Source organism: Paraglaciecola sp. MB-3u-78, assembly GCF_002835935.1.
Lineage (GTDB): Bacteria > Pseudomonadota > Gammaproteobacteria > Enterobacterales > Alteromonadaceae > Paraglaciecola.
Genome location: NZ_PJCF01000008.1, coordinates 93728 through 112763 on the forward strand (window position 1 = coordinate 93728; position 19036 = coordinate 112763).

A 19036-nucleotide genomic window follows, 5' to 3' on the forward strand; every position below is an offset into this window, starting at 1 on the left:
ATCAGATCAGACAGGACAGGCAAAACTTAGGTTAATCAGCAGTTCGCACCAAACGCATAAAAACAAATAAGTTTTTATCCTTAAGAGAATTGCTGCTGTTAGAAAACGCAATCACCCATGCACGCTGTGGATCAACAACAGAAGGTGTGGAAGTCCAATAAGCGTCAGAATAGGTATTCGGAAAAAATAATTCGTTAATGGCTGGGCGCACGCAGCTTCGCTCGGTCAAACTGGCTAATTCTTTCATATTGGGTACTCGCCAACCTAATTTGTCAGCATATTTGTAACCATGGGCTGCTTGTAATGCTTTTTGCCAAGTCAGTTTACTGGCATCACCCGTACAGGTTTCATCTGTCCACGTTTGACCAAAACTACAACGCATCCACTCTAGGCCCAACAACGCATCAGTCGCGGTGCCGTCACTATTATCCACGAATTCATCTATTTTTAAGGTTACATCGAAGTCCGGCAAACAGGTTTGGCTTGTGGCTACACAGGAGACAAAAAAACAAAAAAGACAAAACACTCTCATAATATCATCCTCATATTATCGCCCGGCCCTGACTAATCGCACTCTACCCGCGGTCGATTTGTTTAAAAAATTATCATTGCCTGAGGCAAAGTCAATCGCCCAGGCATTTTGCCCTTGCCCGTTATTAAAACCATCGGCACTTGAATCTTGCGTCCAATACCAAACAGGCGCCGTTAATGAGTCGGTCGTGTTCGGAAAATAACTGGCATCAATCATAGGGGCAACGGCTTGACCAAAATGCAATATTGATAACAACTCATTGTGTGTCGGTAACCGCCAATCCCTAAAATTACATAACCCCTTAGAGTTAACCTCAGCTAGATAGCTTTCCGTGTTGCAATTCGTCAGTGAACAGCTTGCTGTGATACCACTTTCATCGCCATCAAAGCCTCCATCTTCATCACTTTGATACCAAGAGTAACTGTAACTGGCACTATGTAGGGTGGAAGTAAGAACATCGGTTTTTGACTCCCAAATCAAACCAGTGATGTTATCTCGCACACAACTCCAAGAGAGTGTTTCATCGTCGACCTCATCACCAATGTCATCGAGACGGGAAAAATCAAAACCTTGTTCTCCCCTTCCCGCTTTTTCAGATAAGCCATTAGCGTGAATAATATCTTGGCCACGTTGACCATCTTGTCCGGGATAATCTGCTTGATAATCACTGAGTATTTGTGAATCGGTTGCTTGTAAAATAACCCCAGTATCATTAATCGGTTGGATCGGCAGTGGTTTGATGGTGACCGTCAAACTATCGTCGACAAAATGCCCCTGTGCGTCCTCTACACGTAGGGTAAAGGTAAGGGTTTCAGTGCCGAGCACTGCTGGCGCGATGGCGACTGTTTGCAATGCATTGGGGCTTTCAATTTGTGGATCTTTTTCAGAGTCATTCAACCAAGTAAAGACTAAAGGTTCTGACGTCGCTACTGTGGTGCTAGCAATACCGTTTAGGTTAATGCTCTCCCCCGTAAATACTTGATGATTAATACCGGCATTCACTTCAGGCAAAGTATCTGCAGAACTTAGTATAACCAAGGTTACAATTTTAACATCTTCGGCTCCCTCTTGGTCGGTAACGGTCAGGGTGATAGAAACTGAATTGGGATCAGTAAGTATCGGTGTATTAAAAGCCAAACTGTCACCATGTAAACTAATGCCTGTTAATACCGACTCACCGGCAGTTTGTTGCCACAAATATGCCGCAATGGGGTTATCAGAATCAATGCTATCTGTGTCTTTACTGGCGCTGGCATCTAGAATGACTTCATAACCTGCTGGGAATTGATGAATATTTAGCCCTTCGAACTGAGTCACTTGTATCTCTGCAGAAGGAGATATGTTCACAGGATTAACCTGATACATCACAGAATCATTGCCCGTATTGCCGTTTGCATCCGTCACTTGGACAGTGAAAGTGTAAGTCAAGATATCGGTAGTCTTTGGAGTCGTAAAAGTTGCGGTGCCCACAGCCCCATCATCTTGGGTAATAGTAATATCGGGGGTAACACTCCAAGCGTAGGTCAAAGCATCCGTCTGGCCACTAGCTTGGGCACTCAAAGTCAGGGTAGTTTGTTCGTCGACAAATTGATCAGCGCCAGCATTAACCAGCACCATAGGAGTAGGTGTGTCAGTATCACTATCGAGACTACTTCCCGAACAGCCCACTAAAAAAACGGAAAGACACAGAACAGTCAAAAAGTGGTTATGGACAGTCATGGTAATAAACAATCATTTATCTTCTAAAGCAATATATTAGGTAAAACTATGCAGTTACTGTACCAGTCACACGTTATTAATATGCCAGAGTGTAAATTCCTGTCTGAATCAATAAGTCGTCACTCAACCAAACAACGTACAGGCTTAATCCGTACTCCAAGAGCTAAAATAGAATAAGGGTATTGAGGGTAATAAAACCAATATTAGGTGAATTACGTGATTGCTCGACGTCATAAAATCCCCCTCTCAATTTAATATAACTAGCTGCCAGTTTTAACATCTTCTAAATGATATTTTTCAATCAAAGAATACAATGTAGGTCGAGTGACGCCTAAAAGTTCAGCAGTTTTAGACATGTTATGTTCTGCCACCAAAAATGCATTACGTATTGCCCTACTTTCAGCATGTTCTCTGACTTCTCGTAAATTAAGGGTGTCGATACTGGGTCCATCATCATGCAACAACAAGCTCAAATCTTCTGCCTGAATATGAGTACCCTCTGCCATAATCACTGCAGATTTTAGTTTATTTTGAAGTTCACGAATATTACCCGGCCATTTATGTTGTTTCATTGCTTTGATGGCTGAATCACTAAATCCTTTAATCTTGGTTTTAAACTCTTCATTATATTGCGCCAAGAAGGTCTTAGCCAATAACACCACATCATTATCACGATCTCTAAGTGGTGGGATGATGATACTAATTTCACCTACTCGGTAGAACAAATCTTCACGGAAAGTTTGATCCGCTACCATAGTTGGAATATCTCTATGAGTGGCGCAAATCACCCGAATATTCACAGGTATTTCAGAGCGTCCTCCCACTCGTTCAATCACACGTTCTTGTAAAAAACGTAGCATTTTGGCTTGTAAACCAATGGGCATGTCGCCAATTTCATCTAAAAACAAAGTACCGTCCTGAGCTGTTTCTATCTTTCCTGGTGTGGTTTTATTGGCACCAGTGAATGCACCTTTTTCATAACCAAATAATTCACTTTCTAATAAATTTTCTGGGATTGAGGCACAATTAATCGCTACAAAAGCTTTATCTTTACGTAGGCTGTGTTCATGAATACTCCGGGCAAACACCTCTTTTCCTGTGCCACTTTCACCGAGTAATAAGGTACTGATATCAGTTTGCGCGATACGCTCCGCTTTTCTGCTAGCAGCTAAGAGCCCTTCACTTTGACCAATGATCTTGTCCATTGAAGGTGCCATTTTGGCCAAATGACGATTTTCCATTTCTAAATTAAACAAATTAATGGCACGGCTAACTAAAATTTGAATGGTGTCTGAGTCGATTGGTTTTTGATAAAAATCATACGCACCTAAATTCACAGCTTTCAGAGCATTTTTTTTGTCATTATTGCCGGTTATAACTATGACTTTTGTTTGTGGCGCTAAGGCTAAAATTTCTTCTAGGGTGGCTAACCCTTCAGTTGCATTACTTGGGTCGGGCGGCAAGCCTAAATCAAGTGTGACAATTTTTGGTTCAAAACGCCGCAACTGTGCAATAGCCGAGGTGCGATCTTCGGCAAAAATAACGTCATAGCCTGAAAAACTCCATTTTAATTGTTTTTGGATCCCTAAATCGTCATCGACGACCAAAATCTTGTCCATGTGTCAAAACCCTTTTTAATTGCTAGTCTGTTGGAATTCGTAATGTAAAAGTCGTACCTTGCTGTTGTTTACTTTGCACCAGTAACTGACCACCAATTTTATCTAAATAAGCTTTAGCATCAAACGCCCCAATGCCCATTCCGGCGTTACCTTTAGTTGTATCAAAAGGTTTGAACAAACGGGTCCGAATAAAATCTTCGCTCATACCACTCCCCGTGTCCACAATATTGATCAACATATATTTTTCATCAGCAGATAACTCTATTTCAACATTGACTTTACCATCATCACTGGTGGCTTGTTGTGCATTACTGACAAGATGGTAAATAACGTTACTTAGTTTTTCTTTATCTAAAACCACAGGAGTTTCACTACTAACTACCACACTAGGTACAGGTAAATAGGATGCACATCGTTGTTCCAGCACATGGTTAACACATTCTGATAAGTTGACTAAGCTATCAGATCCATCTTGTGAGGCATTTTTTTCAGTCAACTGATGCAGCATTTTATCCATTCTAGCTTTGGTATGCTGCAAGGTTTCAAAAGTATCATCAATAAACTCGGGGTTATCTTTATGTTGTTCCGCATTAGACAAAATCAGGTCAATTTGCGCCGCTACGTTTTTTAAGTCGTGCACAATAAAGGCAGACATACGGGTGAACGCGGCAAATTGTGCATTTTCAGCCAACTCTTGCGCCGCTTGATGATGAAACAAGAAATTAGAAATTTGTGCGTTCACCGCGGTCAAATAATCTCTTAACTCCCAATTGAGTTTTTTGCTGGTGTCATCTGAACCTTGCATCACCGCCATGCCCCAGAATTTTTCCTCATTAAATATGGGGATCACCAGCTGGAAAGAAACACCGTTTAACAACCCGTGGTTTACTTTTAACCCTTCATATATGTAGGGTTGCATTCTGAGTTCTTCAATATCGATGATCCAATTTTTCGAAGTCAAAAAGGCTTCAAACTGCAACAAAACAGTTTGTTCATCATCATTCAAAGTGGGTTTATCGATATTTGCCAACACCTTGAATCCACCATTTTGACGTTGAATCAAACACCCTGTTTGGTAATCAATTGCCTGAATTAAGCCTCGCAAGGCCGTCGCGTATACATTCCCGTCGGACTCATTGGTATTCAAACAATGAGTTAACTTCAGCCATTCATGCCTGTAATCAAATTGATTGGCAAAAAAGTGTTTAGTAATAAAAACCTTAATCTTAGTCCGAAAACTCAATGAAAAGAATAACGTCATTAAAAGAGACAAAGACAAGACGATAAGTACTATTTGAATGGCAGAACCCCATTGGCCACCAAAGTACTTAACGGCATAACCTAACATCGCCATCACAAATAGATAAACACCCGCGACCATCAAAAGAGTGCTGTGCATCACTATGTCTCGGGAGATATAGATGTCGACCCCCCAATTTTTAACACGCCGAATAGCTAAGACTAACAATGGGATAAGAGCAGAATAGACATATCCTCTGGCGGCAATGTAATTAATGTTAATTTGATCCACCATTAAAGCATTAGCAAAAGTAACAAATTCAAAGACACTGATCACTGCCAAATATATTATTAAGGGCTTTAACGCCCAACTGTTCTCACCCGCCTGACGATATATTACTTCAAGTAAAACCAGCACTTGCAAGGCAATGACAGTCTGAAAAAGAAACATCCATGATTCTTGAACCATCCCAAGGTAAGGCAGTGAAATAGCCAAAATAGGCAAAGTCAAAATCAACCAGGTCTGTTTTCGACTTAGTACTTCAATGATATTCGTAAAGTTATCTTTTAAACATGAGGCTAAAAAAAGTAACCAAAATAAACTTTTAATATTGTCGAAAAGCAATAGCTTTTGGACAGATAGGGAGGCAAAAAGGAAGGGTGCGATAGACCATAAACATGTCGCACCCGTGGCAAGAATTAACAGATATTTTGCTAATCCTGATTTGCGAACTGTTAATAAAAGCAGTAACAAAAAGGCATAACCAATTGCACTGATTGCATAACCCACAGTTGCGATCATAGTCAACTAACCCTTCATAGTTTTTTTAATACTAAACTACCGATCGAATACCCTGCCCCAAAGGAGCAAAGTAAGCCAATGTCACCTGATTGTAAGTCTTTGTGATGCTGATAAAATGCAATAATTGAGCCCGCAGAAGCAGTGTTAGCGAAGGTATCTAATACTATTGGCGCTTCTTCTAAGGTCGGCTGTTTACCAAGCAACTTTCGGCTTATCAAAGTATTCATATTAATATTGGCTTGATGTAACCACCACCTTGAAACATTTTCAGAACTAAGCTCATGACGAGCTAAGTGTTCAGATATATGCTCCACGGCCATAGGGCAAACTTCTTTAAATACCTTGCGGCCTTCTTGATGAAAGAGTTTATCTTCAGCAAAGGGATCAGCATCATTAGCACGGCTAACATAACCAAAATTTGAGCGAATATTGTTTGAATATTGAGTGACAGCTTTAGTGCTCATAATTTCGAAAACATGCTCTGAATCTGCAGTATCAGAACCTTCAACTATCATAGCCGTCGCCACATCACCAAAAATAAAATGACTATCACGATCACAATAATTGACTTGGGGCGAGGTTAATTCAGGATTAATCACCAACACTGCCTTAGCCGTGCCTGCAGCAATCATTTCATAAGCACGATGTATGGCAAAAGTCGCGGCGGAACAAGCCACCAGCATATCAAAAGCAAAACCTTTAATGCCCAATGCGCCTTGCACTTCAATCGCCAATGCGGGATAAGACCGCTGAGTATAAGCACAAGACACAATGACAACGTCAATGTCTTCAGGGGTTTTATTTGCCGCTTTTAACGCGTCTTTGGCCGCATAGATTGCCATTTCAGCTTGATCAGATAATTCATCATCTGCACGCTCAGGAATATTCGGGCACATCCTATCGATGTCTAAAACGCCATTTTTCACATAGACGTAACGACTCTTAATGCCTGAGGCTTTTTCAATAAATTCTGCACTTGAAAGTGGTTTAAGCTTAAGTTCACCTTCCTCAATTTCTTTTAAATGCTGTTGATTGAACTGCTCGGCATAAGCGTTGTATGCCACGACCAGTTCCTCATTGCTAATACTGTGAGCGGGTTTCCATAAACCAGAACCGCTAATCACTACAGAAGGTGCCATGTAAAGTCCTAACTAAAATATATTAGGCCACATATGTTTAAACCCAATGTGGCTGAGATCTGACTAGCTTATCGGTTTGTAATAAAAAAGTCAGCTTGAAGCTGACTTTTTAGTTTAATAAGTTTTCTGCTTATACCCATACCACCTCAAAATGACGGATTCAGCGGGAGTTTAAAGCAGTTAGGCAAGGCGGCTATTTGTAGGCTTAGTAATCTAAGTCAAAAATGGCCAACGCAGCATAAATCGCTTTAAAACCCGCCCGAAGGGAACGACTGGGGCACTCCACTTCTTCGTTGCGCCAATTCAGAAGGTGGTCGACATTCAGTCATTGACGCGCCTTAAATTGAAGCGCCCCAGTCGTTCTGAAACGCGCATTTTGAGGTAGAATGGGTATAATTAAAATAGATAGGTTTTAACAGTCGTTAACAATTTATCTTTGTTTGATTTTCCTGTCACACAAGCCTGTATCTCTTTGTGATTGAATACATAAACCTTGTCGTGAGAACCAATCACACTGTCATTATCTGCGTCTACAAAGTCGGATAATAAGAAAGTCACATGTTCTTCATCTGACAAAGACCGCAGGCCAGCTCCATAACGACATAACATGTCACCTATAGTATCTTCAAATAACGACAACGACTCTTTGTATAGCTTCTGTTTGGCAACTTGGCGCTTGGCTACTTCCTGATTACGCTCAGTTTCTAAATCGCTGCGAAACTTTTCTAATTCCTTGGTTTTAGCTTCAAGTTTAACAACACCTTTATTCAGTTCATTTAAACGTTTTTCAATCTCTTTACGACGATCTGAGTCAGCATTACGTTTTTCAAAATCTAAGTCGCTACGAGTTCTATCTAATTCTCTTTTTTCCCAACCAAGCTGGCGTTTTTGATCACTTAACTCGCGTATTTTGTTGCTTAAATCATCATTATATTGTTCGCCATGCTCTACAAATTGCATCACCATTCTTTCGATTTCATTTTCATCTATGTTTATTTCAAAGTGACTTCCCTTGGTATTAGGCGCTGCTGGCATACTACTAATCAAACCATTTAACCCGTTCAAATCAAAACCAAAGAAATTACCACCATGCCTACCACCTCCGTGTCGGCCACTGTCTATTTCGAATACCACACCTTGGTTAGCAAGGTAAAAGACAGATTCTGCTCGGAAACGTATCTTTTTGTCAGAACTTTGCTGTTTCAATGATGCTTGCAAAATATTCAGCATAATGCCGGCTTCATTGCGTACTTCTTTTATATTGGTTTCATTATTTTTAGCTTGCAGCGGACACATTGCCAGACTGCTGAAGGCCAACGCCAATAAAGATTTCTTAATTGATAAAGTCATGATTACTTCCTCACTCGTTAATATTGCCAGTACCGGATAGATCAGCATTAGCATAAATATCTTGTTGTAATTTGTTCAATTGACGTGCATAAAAAAGTTGATCATCACCGCGCTGTTCATTCACATACTTAATCAGTTCAGCAAAGTCCTCGCGCCTTTCTTTACGACTTGAACCCAGCAAATATTGAGTCAGTTGAGTACTGGTATCCATTTGTTGTTGCTGCATCGTTTGGGTATAGTTTGTTAATGCCAACTGCTGAGTTTCTTGAAATTTCTCTAACCTATCATTGACTAACTTATTGATTTCTTGATCACTTTGTTTACCTGAAAAACTGATGGTCATAGCACCGTTATTGGTACGCACTTGCAAACCCGTTAGCACCATCACAATAGCAAACATAGAGGTGGCAAAAGATAACGTTGGCAACCCTTGCCACTGCCACCATCTAACTTTATCTGGTCTATCAAAGGTGCTGTCTCTATCCCAGTTTGGTACCTCTGCAGATTGATAATGCTCAGTGTGCATAGAAAACAGATTGAATGTTTCCACTTGTTTAGCGAATGCATGATCTTCAATGCAGCGCTGTTCAAACTCATGGCGTTGTTGTTCATTAAGCTGTTGCTCTACCCAAAGGCCAAATAACTGCTCGTTTCTTAATTCAGGCTCTCCTGAGCCAGCTCCACCCAAATGTGTTTCTTGCTTAGGCATAATCGACCTCCATCAAGGTTTTCAATTTTTCTAATGCGCCATATAAACGCGACTTGGCCGTGTTCGCTGAAATACCTGTTTGCTCGGCAATTTCATCGAAAGTAAATTGACCAAAAAACTTTAATTCCAGCACCGCTTTTTGTGCCAATGGCAGTTGTTGCATCGCGTTAATGAGTTGCTTGTTTTCTTGGTTAGTATGAATAGATTCTGCTGCATCCATTTCTTCACTTGCGACCTCTGGTGCATCGTCTAAACCTTGCATCGGTTTTTTACGCCGATAAAACTCTATACAACGAAAGTGCGCGATACGAAACATCCAACTTTTAAAGCTACCCTCGTTACGGTATGTCGATAAATTACGAAACACCGATATAAACACCTCTTGCATAAGATCCAAAGCATCTTCGTTTTTACCCGTCATACGCATACCGTAGTTATAAATTTGTTTTTCATAACGCTTAAGCAAATTCAGCCAGGCTTGTTTATTACCTTGCAACGATTTCGCTATTAACTGTTCATCGGTCTTTTCAAACATTATTAATAGTTCCCTGCGGGGGGTGTCCCCCTTTCCTAATTAAAGTCGAGGGACAAAGTAAAAAAGTTTACTTTCTAGAGAATTCTTTTGAAAATTATTTTGGAATTAACGAGTCAAAGTAGGAATGGGAGTTAAGGGAGCAACTAATTCAGCCAAATAACGAAACAATCTGACTCGGGTTGTGCCGCTACGCCACACCATACCGATTTCACGATAAGCCATATCCTCAGCAGGCATTGAAACTAAAGACTTAGTGCTTAAAATATGATTTTGAATAGCCAACTCAGGTATAAAAGTGAAACCCAGCTTGCTATTGGCAAGCTGTACTAAAGTATACAAACTACTAGCGGCCAATGAACTCACTTGCTCCTTATGCTGTAAACCACAGGCACTGACTGCATGCCCTGTCATACAATGCTCTTGCTGCAACAAAAAAACACTCTGTTTAGGCAAAGCCGATACGTCTAGCGGCACAGGTAAGGTTTCGACTAAATCACTATGGGCGATTAAATGAAAGGGATCATGGCCTAGCACCAATTGTTTACAACCGGGGGTATCCATCGGTAGAGCTAAAATAAGTAAATCTAAGCCGCCTTCATTTAACTGAGTCAACAGGTTAGCCGTAGTGTCTTCTTGCAGCTGTAGGGAGATGTCGGGGAGATGTTGCTTAACGTTGCCAATCAAGCCTTCAAAGATAAAAGGCGCAATAGTAGGAATAACTCCAATTTTGAGTTTACCTGCTTGCCAATTTCCCGCACTTTGGGCGAAATCCACCAATTCGTGGGCATCTGTTAATAAGGCCTTACTACGTTCAACTAATTCTAAGCCGAAAGAGGTAAACACAAAGGTCTTATGATCCCGCTCTAACAACTGAGAGCCAAACTGCTCCTCAAGATTCTGAATGGCAGTGCTGAGTGTAGATTGGCTGACATGACAATGCTGTGCGGCTCTATTGAAGTGTTGCTCTTGATGTAATACCACCAAATAATGAAGGTGCTTGAGGTTGGGCCATTTCATGAAAATTCATCTATAAAAACGATTAGTATCATCATAATAGATTATATTTACTGATAAAAAAAGCGCCATCAAGGCGCTTTATTAGAAAGTTGAGACTGACTATTAACTACCCACAGAAGCATAAGTAGCAACTTGTTTTCTTTCGCCTTCAACAAATTTTGACCATTGCTGCGCCATTCCGCGGCTACTATCGTATTCTTGCGCCTTGGCAAGCTGGTTTAAAGCCTCGTTGTATTCGCCAACATTAAATTGCGCTAGACCAATTACCAGATGCGACATACCTTCATTACGCAAACCGCCTTTTTCAAGAGCTTGTTGTGAAACGCCAATCGCTTGTTTCCATTTGTCCAAGTTTAGGTACATTTGACCCAGCTGAGCATACAACTCACCGGTGTCAGATAATTCAGCCGCCGCTAACATAACAGGGATCGCTTTTTCAGTTTCTTTAGCAGAATTCCAAGACTGAGCTAAAAACGTTAAGTTACGCTCATCTTCAGGTAACTTATCGGCATCCATCGCTTTTTGCATAATGGCGGCAGCTTTGTATGGCATTTGGTGATAATAATAAAGTTGTGCCAAATTGAACATATCTGAGCCGGTGGCGATAAAACTTTTTTGCTCAGCAATTTCCATGACAGCCAATTGCTTTTCTTCTTGCTCAAGCTCGCCATACATACCTGCAAGTTGTAACCAATATTTAGGCGCTTCAAACTTTTTAACTAACTTAAGCAATACATTTTTAACGTTTTCAGGCTGTTTCAGTTCAAAATAGACCGCTCTTTGTAATACATACCACTGCTCGTCTACCTGGAAACCTAAGTCGTTGCTTTCAATTTGTAGAACCGCCGCGTTGATGTACTTAGATGCCGCTACATAATCTTGCTTTTGATACATAGCTTGGGCTTTTAATACCAAATTTTTAGCAGGGATCTCTTTAGATGGATACAGATTCTTTTGAATGGCCTCCCATTGCTCGATTTTTGCAATCGTTTTGTCGTAGTTGCCACGCATCATGTGTAATTGAGCCAGACTAAACAACGTGGCTTGTTCAAAGGTTTCTGGAATGGGCTGCTGTTGTACTACGTTTTCAAACGCGGCAATCGCTTGGTCGTAATTTTCAGCTTCGTAATGAATAAAAGCATAAAAATTATACATCATGGCAAGTTCATAGCTGTTCATTGAACTGGCTTTAGACTTTACATTATCTAAAACATCAAAAGCTTCTGCTTGACTACCCCCGTCAGCTAAACTTTGCGCACGAGATAATTGGTCGTAAACTTTAGAACGCAAAGTGGGCACACGTTTGGTTTGACGCTCAACTTCTACTTCTTGTGCGTTAACAACACTCACTTGCAAACCAGACACCAAAACACCCGTCATCAAGACCGGTGCAACTAATTTAAATATTAATTTATTCATCGACATTTTAGCCCCCAAGTTCAAATTTAACCCGCACTTCCACCCCAGATACTTCCATGGGTTCGCCATTTACGACGCGCGGTTTATATTTATATTTTAAAGTGGCATCCAATGCCGCTTGATCAAAAATACCTGCAGGTGATGCTTGTATCACCTTAGGATTGGTTACCGAACCTAACTTGGACACGGTAAATTCAACATCTACAAAACCTTCAATACCACGCTGTAATGCCCTTCTTGGATAGACAGCAGATACACGCACTATAGGTAAAAACTCACCATCACCCGACTCCAGTGCTAGTCCACCTTCAAGGGACAGTTCAGCACCCACATCGGCACCAAAGTCCATACCACTTGTGGCACTTTCTGGACTAGGCGAGTCCATTTTTGGTGGCGCCATATCGGGTGGCGGTTGATCTGGCTTAGGTGGCTTCTTAGGTTTTCTGTCTTTCTTTTGAACCGCTTCTTCTTTTTTGACTCGCACAAAATCCAGCACGCTACCTTTAGGTGCATCAGTTAATGCACTGCCACCACTTTGAATGAGCGACTGCATCAAAAAGAACAATCCTAAGGTGACAACTGCCGCCAATAACATGGCTACAATCACTCTTGTTAACGTCTGCGGCATAACGGTTTAAGGCTCCTGCGCCGCGATAGACACATCTTCAATACCTGCTGCCCGTGATGCATCCATCACTTTAATCAAGACGTCTGTAGTGGCTTTTCTATCCGCCTGAATCACCACAGTACCTTGTGGGTTTTCAGCATATAAACGTTCGATGTTGGCTTGAACTGCTCGCACATCGATTTTGCGTTTATTGATCCAAATTTCACCTTTTTCACTGATAGCGACCAAGATATTGGCACGGTCTTTTTTAACCGCAGTGGCGGCTTCTGGGCGATTCACATCAATACCCGCTTCTTTGACAAAAGAGGCTGTTACGATAAAGAAAATCAACATAATAAATACGACGTCTAGCATAGGTGTCATATCGATTGTGGCTTCTTCTTCATCCATCAAGTTTTGGAAATGCTGTTTCATATCAATCTCTATTTATTAGTTTCGTGGAACACCCAATACAGTTTGAACGCACAAAGAGCGACTAGGATTTACGTTCCATTCGAAGCGTGTCTTCAAGACTCGCTTTTTCTTTTTTTGCTGTTCTTGCCAACCATGTTGAGGCGAAAACACCTGACAAAGCACCGACCATGCCTGCCATAGTGGGGATAGTCGCTTTAGACACGCCAGACGCCATTGAGCGTGCGTTTCCTGAGCCTGAAATCGCCATGACATCAAATACTTCAATCATGCCGGTAACGGTTCCCATCAAGCCCAGCAGTGGACATAACGCCACCAGTGATTGGATAATAGGGACACCTGTGCTTAGTTTTAACGACACCCGAGAAATCATCCCTTGGCGAATTTGCTCGGCATTCCATGATGAACGTTCTTTTCGTGCCATCCACTTGGCAATCACCGCATTTTTGTATTGTTTGTGGGTAACAAACACATACATGGCACGCTCTAAAATCATTAACCACATAACAAAAATCAATCCGCCGATAATCAGCAGGACTTGCCCACCGGTTTCGGTAAAATCGCGAATAGTTTCCAGAATTTCAATCATGATGAATTAAGCTTTTTCGCGACTAATGGCTTCAGCACGCTCGGCAATCACGCCTGCCGCTTGCTCTTGCAATATATAAACAATGCTTTTACTGCGAGTATTTAATATGGCGTATAGGAGCGTCATAGGAATGGCCACAACCAAACCTAATACAGTTGTAACCAATGCAGTTGAGATACCACCCGCCATCAATTTAGGGTCACCGGTACCAAACAAAGTGATTGCTTGGAAAGTGTTGATCATGCCCGAAACGGTTCCAAGTAGTCCCATCAAAGGTGCCACAACTGAAATCACTTTAATAATGCTCAGAGACCGGCCTAACTTAGGCACTTCACCTAAAATCGCTTCTGTAAGGTGCAGTTCTAGTGCTTCGGTATCCGCTTCTGGGTAATCGTCTTTAGCTTTCATCACACGGCCAAGAGAGTTGTTGTCTTTGAACGTTGCTGACTTAAGTTGACGGTTAACCTTAGCGCCTTCAATAAACAAGGCAATAAAACGCCAGACTGCAATCAACAAACCAACCAAGCCCACAACTAAGATGATGTAACCTACTGTTCCACCTTGCTCTACACGTTCTTTGAGGCTTGGGGCTTGTACTAATAATTTAAGAATTGAACCACCGGTTGGGTCTAAACCAAACTCAATCAAAGCACCTGATGATTGTTGCAACTGGGCAGCACTGTCGCCATAACGTCCAGCGGGCTGACGAACCAGCTCAGCTACCGAACCAGTGGTGCCGTTGTAATCTAAGTATTTACCATCTGCAGCCAAAGCAAAGGGGCCAACACGTAACACTTCCTTGTTGACTTTATTGCCACCGGCTTCAATTACGTCGGTCGTGAATGTAGTCACTTTGCCTGACTCAGTCATTTCGCGCTGCATTTCAAACCAAACACGCTCAATTTCTTCGATAGAAGCCAGTTTTGAAGACGCTCCCATTGATTGGGCTAAGTTATCTAAAAACTCCGCACGACCGGGGATTTGTGCAGAAATAATCGAGTTTTGAAATTTGCTTTTGGTATCACCTGATACTTGCTGCAATACCCCAAACAACTCTTTTAACGAACCTAAACGTTTGTTCATGGCTTCATTTAAGTCAGCTAATTTAAACTCGTTTTCTTCGAACTGGGTTTCCATTGATTCAGAAGTAGCTAAAGCTGCATCACGAGTTTGTTTGGCTTGACGTAACATTTGGTCTTGCTCAGAACGTTTGGCGGCAAACTCTTTCTCACGTTGAACATTTTGTTGGTTTTGCTGAAACTGGCCTTGTTCAAGTTGTTTTAACAAAGCGTCCAAATTAAGCGCTTTATCTTCTTGAGCCAGAACTAAGTTCGAAGCGAAGCCAATACTGGTTATTAATAGTAAATTTTTTAGGATATTTTTCATGTTGATCATGTTTGTCACGCCCTTAATCCGTCATCGCTATAGGTAGCATTAGAAGGTCTGGTGCGAGTTGCTTCTTCGCCATACGCAATCCCTTAGTTACTTGAGTACGATAACTTGAAGACAAGGCTTCCCACTCACGGGTATTTTTGTTCCATGTACCTTGTAAACTGGCGTCACGGGTTTGATAAATCAGTGCAGTACGACCCACCCGCAAAAAATCCACATCCCGCTCTTGGCCATCAATAGTATGCAAACCACTATAAGCTTCGAGTGTTCGGCCGTAGTCCATTTCAACTTGGTAAGCTTCCATGACGCGGCGAAATTTTTCTGATGGGGCAATATCGGCTCTGTCCATCATGGCTTGTAACTCAACGACACGATTGTTTCTTTCCTGTGCAAGAAAAGGCACGTCCAATGCTACAAACTGTGCAAGTCCAGTGATCATGCGCATCATAAGCGGGGTAATTTGACGTTCGATAATGCTGACACCATCAATGGATGCATTTAAGTCATCCATTTCTTGCATTTGATTATCAATTTGTTTTTGCAACTGGCCATTGTATACATCCAAACCAGTCGTTTCTTTATTGATAGCTTTAAATTGCTGTAATTTGTTATCAATTTGATCTGTGATGTTATTGATTTTTTGTTGAGATTTTGCTGCCGACTCATTGATCTCAGTTGCTTTTTTAACTGCAGGCTCAAGTGCTTTTTCTTCTTGAGCAACGCTATTTCCAGCCGTCATAAATATGGCTAAAAACGCTGCAGATAACTTGGTCAGTCGTGTCATACCTCAAACCCTAAAATTGGATAACAGAAATTTCTGTTATTTAAAAAACTGCGCAGAGGATAAGGGCTGTATGTGACATAAATATTACAGATAAATGACGCTAAAATGACAACAACAATAGTGACAAAATGTGTCTTTTGTTTAAGCTTTTATAAAGAGCCGTGAATACCTTGTTTTACTTGGTCTAAGGCTGTATTTAGGAAAAAATGTCTAACCTAATACCAAGAGTATTTATCTGATTTTTTTACAAATTAATATTAAGACATGACCATTAAATATAAAAAAAGGGCCACCTGAAGTGACCCTATGATAAAAATACGAATAACCTAAAAATCGTATTTTAAAGATAAACTCACTTTTGTTCCTTTCGTTTGAGAACGCAACAGTACATCTTCAAATTCTAAGGATTTATTTTCACCTAAAAGGTTTTGCACTTTAAAGGTCACAGTAGTATTAAAATTTGGATAATATTTATAAACCGTATCCAAAGAATGGAAGGGTTGTTCATAACTATCATCAAAACCATCTATACCCGGTATCAGTATTCGCTCACCAAATACATTGTAAACAACAGATAAGGAATGTTCCCCGTTGGCTGAATCATAACCCCCTTGCATATTTGCCACATATTGAGAATGGCCAGTTAAGCGACGAGTTAGATTGGTCACCGCCGCAGACAACCCCGTTTGATCCACAATATTTTGCCTGTCTAAGGTGATCTCTGAATCACTAATGGTCAAGTTACCGGATAAAAATATACTCTCCCAAACACCATCACCAAAAGATTCTAAGCCCTGAAGAAATTCAAATTCTAAACCGTATAACTCCCCCGTCTCTGCATTCGCAATTTTTATGAGTGGAGGGCCATCCTGTGCTGGTGATTGCACCGATTCTATTGGTGCATCCATATCTTTATAAAACAAACCAATAGAAATGTTATTACCCGCTTCGCGATACCACTCCCAACGTAAATCGTAATTTAAAATTGATGTTGTATCGATGCCCGGAGTACCAGAAGTGGGGAAACCGGTCAGAGGGTCAATAAAGGTTGATGACGACACTTCACGCAAATCAGGTCGAACAACGGTTTGGCCTATACTGGCTCTAAACTGCATTGAGTCATCTTTAATGTAAGTAAAAGCCAAGGCAGGATAAAAGTCATCTTCCTGAAATGCTAGTTGGCCGCGATCAGCGTCATCTGGTAAGTCGATTTGATTCGTTCTTGGATCAAAGGGTGCCACCACTTGCCGAAAGTCTTCAAATCTAGCACCGCCGCTAACACGCCATTTTCCTTTGTAAAATAAATCTGCTTCCAGATAATATGCATCGACCTTTTGCGCAGCGACATAATCATCACCAGCAATGGTGGTATCACGAAGGATAGCGGTGGTATTGAAACGACTAGGGTCTGCCAATACCTCATCACTCAATATAGAAAAGAATGAACTACCCACTAAATCCATGCTGTCTGAAAATGCTCGGGTATTAATATCAAAGGTACGGCTTTCTGATGAACGTGTTTTAGAGAGAAAGTCACCGCCCACTTTAATTTCTATTTCCCAGTCTTTAACAGAAATAGGATAGGTAATGTTATATCCATAGTTTTCTAAGCGGTCATGTAGATTTTGAAACGTATAACGAGCAGCAGTTGTAGAGTTGTTCAATGAACTTTCATTTTGAGTATCAAAAAAACCATCTTCATTGGCATCAGCTAACACAAAACGCGATTCGACATTTCCAGGGGCGTATCGAAGCGAGCGGCCTAAGGAATACTTCCAGTCCAGTCCGGCAAAGTTAAGTAACGGGAAAGTATGCATACCGCGTATTTGGTTGGTATACATTTTTCGTTCTTCATATTCCACATCAATGTCGCGGATCCGCAAACCTTCTGCAAGGTTCAAGTTTTCTGTATTACCTAAACTTTCACTGATTTCATCACTGGTATCGCTGAGTAAAATCAAACTATAATCGATACGATGATTTCGATTAAAATCAACACCTAAATTCAGCATGTTTGACCATTTCACAGTCGTTTCAGTGACTGAGATATCATCAAAAAACCGCACTATGTTGATCGAATCGCCAACACGGTCAGCTTGCTCTAACTCATATTCTTCAGAAACCGTGGTTTCGTTGTCGTAACTGGTGGTCCATAAAAATCCGATACGCCAGTTATCGGTAAGATCAACACTATTACCCAGAGAAAAACCAAAACCAACATCTGGGCCAATACTTTTCAAGAAAGAATCATAGTCTCGATTCACATCCTTTAATAAAGATAAGGCCACGTCTTCATCTAAATCATCTAAAAATTGTTTATTATCCCAACGAGTCTGTATCGAGTTAGGTACTGCTCTTGTGCCATCATCCCGACCAAGCCAATCCTGGCTACCGCCATTATAAGAAAAGGCATCCCCTGAATTTTCAGTGTTGTAACCTAAATTACCTGACATATTAAACAAAAAGTTATCTGGAATAGTTTTCAGGCGAATATCCACATTACCACCACCAAAGGATGCAGGCATTGAGGGTGAAAATGCTTTTTGAACAGATAAACTTTCGATAATGTCTGAAGGGAATAAATCCAATGGAATAACATTACGGGTTGGATCAGGACTAGGAACTGCCGCCCCATTTAACTGAGTGCTCGAGTATCTCTCACCTAAGCCTCGTACGTAAATAAACTTGCCATCAACCAGAGTCAAACCGGTGACACGACGTAGTGCTGATGCCGCATCACTGTCACCTGTTCTGGATATTTGTTCGGCGCCTAATATATCGGCTACAAATGCCTGATTTTTTCGTTCCTCTATAACAGCCGTAGCTGTACCTTTTAACCGTGTGCCTGTTGTCACAACCTCATCAAGTACGTCGTTTTCATTTTGACTTTCTTGGCTTTCTTGCCCTTCTTGTCCTATCACGATTTGCGACAGGGTTAACGAAGCAAGCACGGCAAGCGTGAGTGGTGTGACTCGGAACCTATTTTCAGGCTTATTCATTTTAACCTCATTAGCTGCCAACTACTTTGCAGCCATGTAACTGAACATTGATGATAATTCATTGAAAACTAAACATTTGAAAAGCAAGTGCGCTACTATAAGTAACGCACTTGTATGCTTATTTTGAACTTAGCGATTTATCTTTCTCACTCT

The 19036-nt window shown here is 41.1% G+C and carries 16 protein-coding genes; all 16 read right to left on the minus strand.

Translation table 11 applies throughout. The annotated features are described in order from the left end of the window. Positions 1-31: 31 nt before the first annotated feature. Complete coding sequence (locus CXF95_RS20265) at positions 32-532, minus strand: DUF1566 domain-containing protein (protein ID WP_101200392.1); 501 nt, start codon at positions 530-532, stop codon at positions 32-34. A 15-nt stretch (positions 533-547) separates the two neighbouring features. After that, on the minus strand, positions 548-2263 hold the full coding sequence (locus CXF95_RS20270) for a DUF1566 domain-containing protein (protein ID WP_232787959.1): 1716 nt from the start codon (positions 2261-2263) through the stop codon (positions 548-550). 248 nt (positions 2264-2511) lie between these two features. Continuing rightward, the gene (prsR, locus tag CXF95_RS20275; RefSeq protein WP_101200393.1) at positions 2512-3870 is read right to left on the minus strand and encodes a PEP-CTERM-box response regulator transcription factor; all 1359 of its coding nucleotides are present in this window, start codon (positions 3868-3870) and stop codon (positions 2512-2514) included. Positions 3871-3892: 22 nt separating this feature from the next. After that, a complete protein-coding gene (gene prsK / locus CXF95_RS20280) occupies positions 3893-5911 on the minus strand; it encodes an XrtA/PEP-CTERM system histidine kinase PrsK (RefSeq protein ID WP_101200394.1) in 2019 nt (672 codons plus the stop codon). A gap of 14 nt (positions 5912-5925) precedes the next feature. Further along, positions 5926-7050, minus strand: coding sequence for a beta-ketoacyl-ACP synthase III (locus CXF95_RS20285; RefSeq protein ID WP_101200395.1), 1125 nt, complete (start codon positions 7048-7050; stop codon positions 5926-5928). 396 nt (positions 7051-7446) lie between these two features. Continuing rightward, a complete protein-coding gene (locus CXF95_RS20295; protein WP_198556654.1) occupies positions 7447-8400 on the minus strand; it encodes a hypothetical protein in 954 nt (317 codons plus the stop codon). A 10-nt stretch (positions 8401-8410) separates the two neighbouring features. Beyond that, positions 8411-9109, minus strand: a complete 699-nt coding sequence (locus CXF95_RS20300; protein ID WP_101200396.1) for a hypothetical protein — start codon at positions 9107-9109, stop codon at positions 8411-8413. Next, positions 9102-9644, minus strand: a complete 543-nt coding sequence (locus CXF95_RS20305) for an RNA polymerase sigma factor (protein ID WP_101200397.1) — start codon at positions 9642-9644, stop codon at positions 9102-9104. Before CXF95_RS20305 ends, CXF95_RS20300 begins: the two co-directional genes overlap by 8 nt. A gap of 105 nt (positions 9645-9749) precedes the next feature. Further along, positions 9750-10661 (minus strand): hydrogen peroxide-inducible genes activator, encoded by a 912-nt coding sequence (locus tag CXF95_RS20310; RefSeq protein WP_101200398.1) that lies wholly within the window; start codon positions 10659-10661, stop codon positions 9750-9752. A 102-nt stretch (positions 10662-10763) separates the two neighbouring features. After that, positions 10764-12086 (minus strand): lipopolysaccharide assembly protein LapB, encoded by a 1323-nt coding sequence (locus CXF95_RS20315; protein WP_101200399.1) that lies wholly within the window; start codon positions 12084-12086, stop codon positions 10764-10766. 1 nt (position 12087) lies between these two features. Then, complete coding sequence (locus tag CXF95_RS20320; RefSeq protein ID WP_198556658.1) at positions 12088-12675, minus strand: energy transducer TonB; 588 nt, start codon at positions 12673-12675, stop codon at positions 12088-12090. 39 nt (positions 12676-12714) lie between these two features. Further along, positions 12715-13122, minus strand: coding sequence for a biopolymer transporter ExbD (locus CXF95_RS20325; protein WP_101200400.1), 408 nt, complete (start codon positions 13120-13122; stop codon positions 12715-12717). A gap of 61 nt (positions 13123-13183) precedes the next feature. Then, positions 13184-13708, minus strand: a complete 525-nt coding sequence (locus CXF95_RS20330) for a MotA/TolQ/ExbB proton channel family protein (protein ID WP_101200401.1) — start codon at positions 13706-13708, stop codon at positions 13184-13186. Positions 13709-13714: 6 nt separating this feature from the next. Continuing rightward, on the minus strand, positions 13715-15094 hold the full coding sequence (locus CXF95_RS20335; RefSeq protein WP_101200499.1) for a MotA/TolQ/ExbB proton channel family protein: 1380 nt from the start codon (positions 15092-15094) through the stop codon (positions 13715-13717). A gap of 22 nt (positions 15095-15116) precedes the next feature. Continuing rightward, the gene (locus CXF95_RS20340; RefSeq protein WP_101200402.1) at positions 15117-15884 is read right to left on the minus strand and encodes a DUF3450 domain-containing protein; all 768 of its coding nucleotides are present in this window, start codon (positions 15882-15884) and stop codon (positions 15117-15119) included. Positions 15885-16210: 326 nt separating this feature from the next. Continuing rightward, entirely contained in the window at positions 16211-18883 is a 2673-nt protein-coding gene (locus tag CXF95_RS20345; RefSeq protein ID WP_101200403.1) for a TonB-dependent receptor domain-containing protein, read from the minus strand. Positions 18884-19036 lie beyond the last annotated feature (153 nt).